Here is an 11099-nt window from a genome sequence, read left to right as displayed (position 1 = left end):
GCCACAGGCCGTTCGCGGGTGGGCCCGGGGGCCGGGGCGTTACTGCTTGGCGGGCGTGGTCGGCGTCGGCGTTGCCGGGGGCGTCGTCGGCGTCGTCGTCGGGGCTGCCGTGATCTTCAGGTCCAGCAGCAGGACCACGTTGTCCTTCGTGATCAGGCGCAGGCGGTACGTGCCCGGGGCCACGTCCGTGGTGAACAGCTCCGGCAGCGCGATCTTGCCGTCGGCGCCGGTCGGGGCCAGCAGCAGGCTGGTGACCTTCTTGCCGTCCTTGTCCTTGAACCAGGGGCCCTTGGACTTCTCCGGGTCCACCGGCACCCAGGCGCCGGCCTCGTTCTGCTCGACCAGCCCGGCGGTGACCTGCGTACCCTCCACCGCCTTGTCCTGGGCGGTGGCCGTGACCTCCACGCCGGTGAAGCTCTTGCCCGCGACGACCTCCAGCGGCTTCGCCGCGCCCGCGTCGGTGCGGGTCAGCTTGTCCGCGACGGGCGCCGGCTTCGCCGTGACGGTGCCGGTGAAGCTCACCGTGAGCTGGGCCGAGGTGTTGTAGGCCGCGACGCGCAGGGTGAAGCCGCCCGCCTTGGCTCCGGCCTTCAGGCCGGGCAGGGTGGCGACGCCCTCGGCGTCGGTGTCGACGACGAGGAACTTCTTGTCCTCCGCGCCGATGGACGAGCCCGTGGTGTCGTCCTTGAGCTCGAACAGGATCGGCTTGGCGGCGGCCGGCTTGCCGTCGCTGAGCAGCGCCTTGATCCGCGGGGCCGTCGCGAACGCGGACCCGGCCTCGGCCTTGAGCTCCGCGCTGCCGAGCAGTTCCAGCTTGGCCAGGGTCGGCGCCGGCGGCGTGGGCTTCTGCGGCTCGGCCGGCTTCGACGGGGTGGGCGTCGGGGTCGGCGTCGGGTTCGGCCGCGAGGTGTGCGTCGGCGTCGTCGGGCTCGGCGTGGGCAGCGTCGTGACGGGCGGCGTCGGGTAGTTCCCGACGGGCGGGTTCGGCACTCCGGTGGCACCGTTCTGGTACTGGTGCATGTACCCGACCACGGTGTTCACGTACTCACGGGAGTTGTTGTAGCTGAGGATCGCCCGGTCGAGCTGCGCCTGGTCCGACAGGTTCCGGTCACCGGCGCACAGGTAGAGGCCGGCGCCCAGCGCCGCGTCGTAGATGTTGTTCGGGTCGCGCTTGGAGTCCCCGTTGCCGTCGGCGCCCCAGGTGGCCCAGGTCGACGGGATGAACTGCATGGGGCCGACCGCGCGGTCGTAGACGGCGTCCCCGTCGAACTCGCCCTTGTCGGTGTCCTTGACCTCGGCGTAGCCGTTGCCGTCGAGGCGCGGGCCGCGGATCGGCTTCTCGGTGTAGCCGTCGGCCTTGAGCCCGTAGCCGGAGGCGTGCACGGACTCGACCCGGCCTATGCCGGCGAGGAGCTGCCAGGGCAGCTTGCAGCCGGGCAGCGCGGCGGCCACGGAGATCTCGGCGCGCTTGTAGGCGTCGAGTGCGGTCGCGGGAATGCCGCTGGCCCCCTCGGCCGCGCCGCCCGTGGTCGGCGGGACGGCGGGGTCGGCGAGCGGGTTGGGCAGATCGAGGCGGGCGTCGCCGCGGTCGGTGGCCTGCGGGCTGTCCGGGGTCGGCTCGGACTCCCCCGCGTCGGCGGTGGACGTGTTGGTCACCACGGCGGCGGTCGTCAGGCTGGCCGCGAGCGCGGCCGTGCACAGGACCTTGCGCGAGGTGTTGACGAGGTGACGGTGAAGAGGCTTCACAGTGCGGCGATCCCCCCAAGGCGGCCGACAAGGTACTACGGCGGGTCGAGCCGTGGATATCCACTGTCTATCAGGTATTCCGACGCGACTCGCCGCCACCCCGGCAGATATGACACACCATTCGTCTCGGCTTCACCGGGTCCTCACGACCGGACGGACGAATAACCCCGATCACCGCCGGAAAGATCCCAAGACACCCCGGTTTGGACGGGCTTGCCGCCTAGGACCGGATTCACTCTCCCCCGCCCGCCTGCGCGTGGGCGTGCACGCGCACCAAGAGCGCGTGCAGAGTGGCTCGTTCGGCCGTGTCGAGCGGGGCCAGCAGGCGCTCGCCGACGGCCTCGGCGTCCGCCGCCAGTTCGTCCAGCAGCTCCCGGCCCGGCCCGCTGATGCTCGCCAGGACCCGGCGCCGGTCGGCCGTGTCCCGCTCCCGGTCGACGCACCCGAGCCGGGCGAGGCCGTCGAGGACCTTGACCACGTCGCTCGGGTGGACGTCGAGCCGCTCGGCGAGATCGCGCTGCGGCTGCGGCCCGTGATCGGCGAGGGCGGCCAGCACGGCCATGTCCCACAGCCGCAGCCCCCGCGCGGCGAGCCGGTCGCCGACGAGGGTGCGGGCCTCCTTGCCGACCGTGGAGAGCAAGTACGGGGTGAGGGCGGTCAGTCGGGGCGTCGAGGACGGCAGCATGGACACATTGTAGGCTGACACCAATCATTGGTTCGCACCTACTGATTGGCGGAGCCCCGCATGGACGCGCTGCACCCCCGACTCCTCGTCGCCCGCTTCGGCGAGACCTTCCGCTTCTACGACACCCTGCTCCCCGAGCTGCTCGGCGCGACCCGCACCCGCGGCGGCGCCGACGGCCCGTACGCCTCCTGGGACGTGGCCGGCCAGGGCGTGCTCGCGCTGCTCGACCGCACGACGATGGCCGCCACGGCGCCCTCCCTCGGCGGCACCACCGGCCGCGACGACCGCCCCGACGACCGCCCGGACGACCGCACGATGCTGGTCAGCCGCGTCCCCGACGTGGACACCGCGTACGCCTCCTGCCTGGCCCGCGGCGCCACCCCGGCGGGCCCGCCCGCCGACCGCCCCGAGTGGGGCCCGACCCTGCGCAGCGCCCACGTCCGCGACCCCGAGGGCAACCTGTGGGAGCTGCAGTCGTACTAGCCGGCCCGCCCCGCGTCGCACCCGCGCGCGGGGAGTCCCGGTCACTAGGGTCGTCGCCATGACCACCGATCCGATCCGCGTCCCCGACCTGTCGGACCGCCCCCACCGGCTGACCGTCGAACGCTCGATGATCGCCGGCGAGCACACCCTGTACGCAGGCTGGACCGAGGAGTTCGACCGCTGGTTCGCCGCCCCCGGCTCGGTCCTGATGCGGGCCGAGGTGAACGCGCCGTTCTTCTTCGAGACGGAGTTCACGCCGGAACCGGGGGCCGCGCCGACCCGCCACCCGCACTACGGCCGCTTCCTGCGGCTGGTCCCGAACCACCTCGTGGAGCTGACCTGGGTGACGGGCCGGGGCGGCACGGAGGGCGCCGAGACGGTGGTCACCGTCGAGCTCCTCCCCCACCCCATCGGCACGCACCTGCGCCTGACCCACGCGGGCTTCCTCGACGAGACCGCCCGCGACCACCACGAAGCGGCCTGGCAGCAGATCCTGGAGCGCCAGGACGAGGTCCTCACCGGCTCCGAGTGACGACTGCCGTCTCCCCCGGGCGGGGGAGACGCATCGCCCCGGTGGCCGACGTGCGGGTCAGCGCCGCCCGCGAGGATCGAGGAGACCGCACGGACCCCGTGGACACACGGACCCGGCCCCTCCCCGATTCGGACGGAGCACCACCGCCATGCGCCGAAGGACCCTGCACGCCGCCGCCCTCCTCGCCCTGGCCGCGGCCCTGACCGGCACGACGGCCACCGCCTCGGCCGCGACCCCGCCTCCGGCCGCCGAGACCACCGCTCACCTCAAAGGCTCGGCCCGCCTCGACTACCCCGTGGCCGGCGAGGAAATCCGGGTCGCCGTCGACGCCCGCGCCACCTTCACCAAGGACGACCCCTGGTACCCCGCCAGGTCCGAGGGCACGTTCCGCCTCTCGCACAGAATCCCCCAGCCCGACGGCTCGTCGCGGACCTACTGGGCCGAAATGGAGGTCGACTGCATGACGACGGGCGGCCCCAACGCGACGGTCACCGGCCGGATCGTGGCCGCCAGCAACAATCCGGGCGACCCCTTCCCCGCCATGCTGAAGGACCACGTCCGCCTGGGCATGAGCTTCTACGTGCCCGGCAAGGGCGCTGCCGGCCCCGCCCGCGTCGGACTGTCCGGAGCGGCGGACATGACCCTGTCCAAGTGCATGGCCCCGGCCCCCTTCGACAAGGTCGTGGCCGGTGGCTTCACCCTGAAGTCCTGATCTGACGGCCCCGCATGCAATGTCACTGATTTCGGTCATCTCCTCACCGAGCGTGTCGGACCCGCCGTACGCTTTTCGGTACTGCGTGTACGGCCCGTACGGACGAGGGCGGTTCAGTCTGTGAACGACCTGTCAGACCGCGAGGAACAGCCGGAACGACCCGTGGAGGCCGACGGCACCACGCACCTGTTCAAGGCGCTCGGCAAGATGATCAAGGCCCTGCGGGAAGCGGCGGGCCTCCAGCAGAAGGAACTGGCCGCCCGGGTGCGGGTGAGCGAGGAGCTGATCTCCTCGATCGAACGGGGCGTACGCACCCCGCAGCCCGACTTCCTGGAGAACGCCGACCGGGCGCTGGGCGCCAACGGGGTCCTGCTGGCGGCGATCCCGGAGGTGAAGGAGGCCCTGAAACGCGCCCGGACCCGGCATCCGGACTGGTTCCGCAAGTTCGCGGAGGCGGAGGCGGTGTCGGTGGCGCTGCATTACTACGAGGTCCAGGCAGTGCCTGGCCTGCTCCAGACCGAGGACTACGCGCGGGCCGTCTTCTGTCACCGTCGACCCGTCCTGGACGAGGAGACCATCGAAAAGCGCGTGGCGGACAGACTTGCACGACAGGTGATCCTGGAACGCTGGCCGGCGCCGACCTTCAGCTTCGTACTGGAGGAGTCCATCCTCCATCGCCCCATGGGCGGTGAGGCGGTCCACCGAGCGCAGCTACGACGGCTACTGGAAGTGGGCCGACTGCGCACTGTGCACTTGCAGGTGATGCCAATGGATCGAGGTGAACATCCCGCAATGGAGGGATCGTTCACCCTCCTCCGCCCCAAGGGCCGCAATGAGGTGGCCTACACCGAAACGTACAACCACGCGAATCTGATCACCGATCCGGAGCAGGTAAGGATCTACAGCGAGCGCTATGGGATCATCCGGGCACAGGCGCTCACGCCCCACGAGTCCCTGGCCCTGATCGAGAAGATGCTGGGAGAAAGATGAACACGGAACTGGCCTGGTTCAAGAGCAGCCACAGCGATGGCGAGGGCGGCGAGTGCGTCGAAGTCGCCTACTCCTGGCGGAAGTCGAGCTACAGCGGTGGCGAAGGCGGAAACTGCGTCGAGGTGGCCACCTGCGCCGACACCGTCCACGTCCGGGACTCCAAGGTGACCGCCGGGCCCGAGATGGCCGTGGCGCCCGCCGCCTGGGCCTCGTTCCTGGGCGGGATCAGCCTCTGACGGGTGGTACGGCCCAGGGCACCCCCGTGGTCGCCCTGGGCCGGACCGGCTAGATGTTCTTCAGGTAGCCGCTCTTGAACCCGTACGCGTTGGCCTTGACCTGGTGCCGCTTGTCGATCTCGATGCCGAAGCCGCGGTAGATGATCGAGCCCTCCCAGATCACCTCGCCGATGGCGGTGCCGCTGGCCAGCTGCGCCTTCGGGACGCTGTGGCCGATGGACACGGCGGCGTTGTAGTTGCGCTTCGCGCAGTCCGCGTGGTCGACCTTCGTGATGGACGAGCCGTTGGTGTAGTAGTTCACCCACAGGCTCAGCTTGGTGACCGTGACGCCGAAGATCTTCTGCTTCACGGAGTACGTGGTCTCCCACCAGCCCCGGGAGAGCTTGCCGCCGGCCGCGACCCCGTCGAGATCGGCGTCGGGCTTGAAGGTGGCGTCGCTGTCCGCCTGGATCTGGACGTCGCCGTCCTTGAGGTTCACGAGCGAGTGCACGGACTTCCCGGCCTCGGGAACGTCGGCGGCCTCCTGGAGCAGCGCCTTGAGGTTCTCGGGGTCCTCGGTGTAGTCGAGGAACTTGACCTTCTTGTCGTACGCCAGCGCGTCGAACTCCTTGAGGGTGGTCGCGGCGTCCGGCTCGGCGCTGGTCCGCAGGGTGTTCTCGTAGGAGGCGATGCGCCGCCCGTCGCCCGAGATGATCGAGGCGTTGGCGGTACCCGTACCCAGCAGTGTGGCGGTGGCGAGGCCCACGAGGACCGTGGTGGCGAGGCGGCGGGTGGTGGCCATGGACATGGGTGACTGACCCTCTCGGGTTGGGGGGTGGCTTGGCTTGGTGCGGCGTCAGTCAATCAGCGGACCAAGTGGTTCCGGCTCAAGAGTTCCTCAGAACTAGATCATGAAGGGGAGCCTTTACCTCCATGCTCAACTCCCCCTCAATTCCCCTCTGTTGCACCCATTCTGACGTTTCGTCAGGCGTGCGTGACCCGCGCCGCGTCCGACAGGATCCGGGCCAGTTCCGCCGGTGCCGAGAGCATCGGCCAGTGCCCCGTCTCCATCTGCACGAGGCTCCACCGCTCGCCCTCCAGGAGCCCCGTCACCACCGGGCCCGGGTCCTCGCCGTCCAGCAGGCACTTCACGTACAGCGCCGGGAGACCGGACAGCGGGCCCGCGAGCTGCGCCGGCTCCGTCAGGGTGGCGCCCGGGTGCGGGGTCGCGCCGGAGACGAGGCGGTCGACCTGCTCCGCGGTCAGGCCCTGGCCCTCGAAGTCCCCGGCGGCCGGCGGGGGCCAGAAGCCGCCGTGGGCGGTGATCTCGGCCCGCACCGACCAGGCGTCCTCGAAGGCCTCGCCGTCCACCGGGACGTTCGCGTCCACGAACACCACCCGGGCCAGCCGGTCGCCGATCCGCTCGGCGGCCTGGCCGACCGGGATGCCCGAGTAGCTGTGGCCGACCAGGACCACCTCGCGCAGGTCGAGGCGCTCGACCTCGGACACGACGTCCCGGACGTGCGTCTGCTGTCCGGCCGGTTCGCCCTGCCGTTCGGCCAGGCCGGACAGCGTCAGCGGGTGGACGCCGTGCCCCGCCGCGCGCAGCTGCGCGGCCACCTCCTCCCACGCCCACGAGCCGAGCCATGCGCCTGCCACCAGTACGTAGTTCGCCATGGCGGCACCGTAGCCCGGCCCTCTGACAACGCCCCCGGGCCCGGCGCCGGGCCGGCCGCCCTCAGCCCTCGTACAGTGCGTCGGTCTCCGCCGCGTAGCGCTGCGCCACCGCCGTGCGGCGCAGCTTCAGGGTCGGGGTCAGGGTGCCCGCCTCGACGGAGAAGTCCTCCGGCAGGACGTGGAAGGCGCGGATGCGGGCCGGGCGGGAGACCGTCCCGTTGGCCGCCGTGACCGCCTCCTCGACCAGGGCGCGGACCGCGGGGTGGGCGGCCGCCCGGGGCAGGTCCAGGTCGAGGCCCTCGCGCCGCGCCCAGGCCGTGATCTCCTCCGCGTCCAGGGTGATCAGGGCGACGGGGTGCGGCCTGCGGTCGCCGATCAGGACCGCCCGCGACACGTACCGGGAGCGCTGGACGGCGAACTCGACCTCCGTCGGGGTGATGTTCTTCCCCGCCGAGGTGATGATCAGTTCCTTCTTGCGGCCGGTGATCGACAGGAACCCGTCCGCGTCCAGCTCCCCCAGGTCACCGGTGTGCAGCCAGCCCTGCGCGTCCAGCGCCCGCTCCGTCGCGGCCGGGTTCGCGTGGTAGCCCGGGAAGACCATCGGCCCGCGGACCAGGATCTCGCCGTCCTCGGCGATGCGGACCTCGCAGCCCGCGATGGGCTTGCCGACCGTGCCGTGACGGGCGGCTTCCGCGTGGTTCATGCTGATCAGGCCGGCGGTCTCGGTCATGCCGTAGCCCTCGTAGATGGTGATCCCGCAGGCCCGCAGGAAGTCCATGGTCGCCGGGGCGATCGGCGCCGCACCGGTCACCGCCTGGTTCAGCCGGCCCCCGAAGGCGCCCCTGACCAGCGAGTACAGGTTCTTCTCCGCCTCCTCGTACGCCGGGCGGTCGGCGTCGGGCAGCCGCCCCTCCGCCGCGAGCACCCCGATCCGGACCGCCTCCCGGAACCGCTCGGCGCCGCCCTCCTGCGACTCGGCCATCGACAGCACCACCGCGTGCACCTTCTCGAACAGGCGCGGCACGGACGGCAGATGGGTGGGCTTCGCCTCGCCCAGCTCGGACAGCACGTCCTCGATGCGGCCGCCGAAGTAGCACAGCTCCCCGCCCTCCAGCAGGGTCGTGAACTGGATCAGCTGTGCCAGCACGTGCGCCAGCGGCAGGTACAGGTACGTGGAGTCGCCCGGCCCGCCGTGGATCAGCGGGCGCGTCGCGTCCTGGATGGCGCCCGTGTTGCCGTGCGTGATGCGGCAGCCCTTCGGCAGGCCCGTCGTCCCCGAGGTGTAGACGATCGACGCGTCCGCCTCCGGGGTCACCCGCCGTGCCCGCTCCAGGAGTTCCGCTTCGGGGGCGCCTTCGAGACCCGCCAGCGCGTCCATCCGTACGACCGCGCGCAGGGCCGGCAGCTTCGCCCGCAGCGCCTCCACCCGGTCCGCCTGCGCCGCGTCGTCGCAGACCACGGCCACCGCCTCCGAGTCCGCGAGGACCCAGGCCAGCTCCTCGTCCCCCGCCGTCGGGTACACCGGTACGAGGACCGCGCCCGCCGCCAGGATCCCGAAGTGGGTGTACGTCCACTCCGGCCGGGTCTCGGCCAGCACCGCCACCCGCTCCCCCGCCGCGACCCCCAGCCCGAGCAGCGCCCGGCCCGTCCGCCGTACCGCCGCGCCGAGCTCCGCGTACGTACGGGTCCGCCACCCGCTCCCGTCCGGCGACCGGAACCGCAGTGCGGTCTCCTGCGCGTACCTCTCCTCGGTCCACTGGGTGAACACCGCCAGCGTGTGCGGCCGACCGTCCATGGCTTCCCCTCCCGGGATGGGTGACCCCCGACGCACCCGACGCTAGGCACCCGCGGGCGCCGATCGACATGACCGGAAGCGTCAGCACCGCTGACCCCAGCGCTCATTGGGGCTACCGTCGACCCCATGGGGAGCCGGACGATCACCGTGCACCATGTCCGTGCCGTGCTCGCGGGGGCGGCGCGCGGCGGCTTCGACACCGTGCCGCTGCTCCAGGAGGCGCAGATCCCGCCCCTGCTGCTCGGCGACGACCGGGCCAGGATCAGCCCGGCGCAGTTCGCCCGGCTGTTCCGCGCCCTGTACCGGACCACGCAGGACGAATTCCTCGGGCTGTCGGCGGTGCCGAGCCGCCCGGGCACCTTCGCGATGATGTGCCACGCCTCGCTCGGCTGCCGGGACCTCGGCGCGGCCGTGGAGCGGGCCGCGGCCTTCTACGGCCTGTTCGCGGGCGGCCCCGAGCTGGCGCTGGAAGTGAACGGCGGCGAGGCCCGGTTCACCGTCCGGGGCGACTTCGTGGGGGACGAGGAACGCTTCCTCACCGAGTGCGTGCTCGCCATCTGGCACCGGCTGAGCAGCTGGCTGGTCGGGCGGCGCATCCCGCTCGCGTACGCCGCGTTCGCCTACCCGGCGCCGCCGCACGAGGCCGAGTACGAGGTCCTGTTCGACTGCCCGGTCCGGTTCGGGGCCGACCGTACGGGCGCCGCCTTCGACGCCCGCTGGCTGGCCGCACCCCTCGTACGGGACGAGGCCGAGCTGGACGAGATGCTGCGCCGGGCCCCCTTCGACCTGCTGTCGCGGCCGGAGTACGCCGCATCGGTCTCGGAACAGGTCCGCCGGGCCCTCGCCCGGCAGCTGCGCAGCTCCCCGCGGCTGCCGGAGCTCGGGGAGGTGGCGGCGCGGCTCGCGGTGTCCCCGGCGACGCTGCGGCGCCGGCTCCGGCAGGAGGGGACCTCGTTCCAGCAGCTGAAGGACCACGTCCGGCGGGACGCGGCGATCGCGGGCCTGGCCGAGAGCAGCGAGCCGATCGCGGAACTGGCGGCCCGCCTCGGCTTCTCGGAGGACACCGCCTTCCACCGCGCCTTCCGCCGCTGGACGGGCACGACCCCGGGCGCGTACCGCATCGCGTCGAACGAGCCGTAGCGGGGGCCGGTTCGGCCGGCCGGACGACCGGGCCGCGAAGGCGCCGACGACGCCGACGACGCCGACGACGCCGACGGCGGTTCGGCCACCGGGTCGCGGCGGCGGGCCTGCCCGCGCGGAACGCCGCCGGAGGGAACCGGGAGCGTGACGCAGGTCACCCGTGTGCACGTCCGCCGTTCTGTCACATCCGGGCCGCGCCGCGGGTCAGTTCTGTGCAACGGTCGATACCCCAAGGAGTCCACGATGGAAGCTCGCCTCAACTTCTACGGCAACGCGGTGGCCGGCAAGTTCGCCCGGTACATCAACTCCGCCGGCAAGGTCGTCAGCGACTCGACCCTCCCGGCCGCCACGCAGGAACTGGTGAAGATCCGGGCCAGCCAGATCAACGGCTGCGGCTTCTGCCTCGACATGCACACCAAGGACGCCGCGCACGCCGGGGAGACGGCGCTGCGCCTGAACCTGGTCGCCGCCTGGCGCGAGGCGAAGGAGTTCACCGACGCCGAGCGGGCGGCCTTGGAACTCACCGAGCAGGGCACCCGCATCGCCGACGCGGCGGGCGGGGTCACGGACGAGGCCTGGGCCGAGGCCGCCAAGCACTACGACGAGGACCAGCTGTCCGCACTGGTCTCGCTGATCGCCCTGATCAACGCCTACAACCGGATGAACGTGATCGTCCGCCAGCCGGCGGGCGACTACCAGCCGGGCCAGTTCGGCTGACCTGCCCGCCGTCGGGCGATGGGCACCGGGAGTCGGACATCGGGAGTCCGGCACCCGGAGCCCGGCACCTGGTACCCGGCACCCGGCGACGGCGTCCGGAGCCCGGCGACCGGCGACTGGCGCCCGGAGCCCGGCACCTGGCACCCGGCGACCGGCGACCGGCGACCGGCGTCACCACGGGCCCGGCATGAGCCGGAACTCCGGCTTCAGGGGATGTCGGTGGTCGACTCGCAGTTGACGGCGACGTCGGCGGTGCCGGCCTGGCCGTCGCACGCGTCGGTGTCCGGGCCGCCGTCGAGGAGGTCGTCGGCCCGGCCGGCGAAGATCGAGTCGTTGGCCGCCCGGGCCCCGAGCTGTAGACCGGCCCCAGGCGGGGCGGCGGGGGCCGCCCCCGCGGCGTTGGTGTT

The 11099-nt window shown here is 72.2% G+C and carries 12 protein-coding genes and 1 pseudogene; 7 read left to right on the top strand and 6 right to left on the bottom strand.

Annotated features, from left to right (window positions below):
• Positions 1-39: 39 nt before the first annotated feature.
• Positions 40-1746 carry a lytic transglycosylase domain-containing protein gene (locus ACFXA3_RS14785; protein ID WP_385186809.1) on the bottom strand — a complete coding sequence of 569 codons (1707 nt, stop codon included), beginning with the start codon at positions 1744-1746 and terminating at the stop codon, positions 40-42.
• 232 nt (positions 1747-1978) lie between these two features.
• Positions 1979-2431 (bottom strand): MarR family winged helix-turn-helix transcriptional regulator, encoded by a 453-nt coding sequence (locus ACFXA3_RS14780; RefSeq protein ID WP_385186807.1) that lies wholly within the window; start codon positions 2429-2431, stop codon positions 1979-1981.
• Between the two features lie 60 nt (positions 2432-2491).
• Between ACFXA3_RS14780 and ACFXA3_RS14775 the strand changes: the two genes are divergently transcribed.
• From ACFXA3_RS14775 to ACFXA3_RS14755, 5 genes are all read left to right on the top strand, one after another.
• Positions 2492-2914, top strand: a complete 423-nt coding sequence (locus ACFXA3_RS14775) for a VOC family protein (RefSeq protein WP_385186806.1) — start codon at positions 2492-2494, stop codon at positions 2912-2914.
• 58 nt (positions 2915-2972) lie between these two features.
• Positions 2973-3446 carry an SRPBCC domain-containing protein gene (locus ACFXA3_RS14770; protein WP_385186804.1) on the top strand — a complete coding sequence of 158 codons (474 nt, stop codon included), beginning with the start codon at positions 2973-2975 and terminating at the stop codon, positions 3444-3446.
• Between the two features lie 148 nt (positions 3447-3594).
• Positions 3595-4158, top strand: a complete 564-nt coding sequence (locus tag ACFXA3_RS14765) for a hypothetical protein (RefSeq protein WP_385186802.1) — start codon at positions 3595-3597, stop codon at positions 4156-4158.
• A 120-nt stretch (positions 4159-4278) separates the two neighbouring features.
• Positions 4279-5148: a Scr1 family TA system antitoxin-like transcriptional regulator gene (locus tag ACFXA3_RS14760; protein WP_385186800.1), complete on the top strand. Its 870-nt coding sequence runs from the start codon at positions 4279-4281 to the stop codon at positions 5146-5148.
• Positions 5145-5384: a DUF397 domain-containing protein gene (locus ACFXA3_RS14755; RefSeq protein WP_385186799.1), complete on the top strand. Its 240-nt coding sequence runs from the start codon at positions 5145-5147 to the stop codon at positions 5382-5384. Before ACFXA3_RS14760 ends, ACFXA3_RS14755 begins: the two co-directional genes overlap by 4 nt.
• A gap of 49 nt (positions 5385-5433) precedes the next feature.
• Here ACFXA3_RS14755 and ACFXA3_RS14750 read toward each other — a convergent pair whose 3' ends face one another.
• The 3 genes from ACFXA3_RS14750 to ACFXA3_RS14740 form a co-directional block, all read right to left on the bottom strand.
• A complete protein-coding gene (locus ACFXA3_RS14750; protein ID WP_385186797.1) occupies positions 5434-6171 on the bottom strand; it encodes a hypothetical protein in 738 nt (245 codons plus the stop codon).
• A 176-nt stretch (positions 6172-6347) separates the two neighbouring features.
• Positions 6348-7040 carry an alpha/beta fold hydrolase gene (locus tag ACFXA3_RS14745; RefSeq protein WP_385186795.1) on the bottom strand — a complete coding sequence of 231 codons (693 nt, stop codon included), beginning with the start codon at positions 7038-7040 and terminating at the stop codon, positions 6348-6350.
• Positions 7041-7101: 61 nt separating this feature from the next.
• On the bottom strand, positions 7102-8835 hold the full coding sequence (locus ACFXA3_RS14740) for an AMP-dependent synthetase/ligase (protein ID WP_385186793.1): 1734 nt from the start codon (positions 8833-8835) through the stop codon (positions 7102-7104).
• Positions 8836-8961: 126 nt separating this feature from the next.
• On the opposite strand from ACFXA3_RS14740, the gene ACFXA3_RS14735 reads away from it, so the two are divergent.
• Positions 8962-9975, top strand: coding sequence for an AraC family transcriptional regulator (locus tag ACFXA3_RS14735; RefSeq protein WP_385186792.1), 1014 nt, complete (start codon positions 8962-8964; stop codon positions 9973-9975).
• 243 nt (positions 9976-10218) lie between these two features.
• A complete protein-coding gene (locus ACFXA3_RS14730) occupies positions 10219-10692 on the top strand; it encodes a carboxymuconolactone decarboxylase family protein (RefSeq protein WP_385186790.1) in 474 nt (157 codons plus the stop codon).
• A 206-nt stretch (positions 10693-10898) separates the two neighbouring features.
• On the opposite strand, the pseudogene ACFXA3_RS14725 reads toward ACFXA3_RS14730, so the two are convergent.
• Positions 10899-11099: pseudogene (locus ACFXA3_RS14725) on the bottom strand (hypothetical protein); the annotation flags it as partial.

The sequence above is a fragment of the Streptomyces sp. NPDC059456 genome (genome assembly GCF_042750055.1).
Lineage (GTDB): Bacteria > Actinomycetota > Actinomycetes > Streptomycetales > Streptomycetaceae > Streptomyces.
This window is presented reverse-complemented; position numbering and strand designations above follow the sequence as displayed.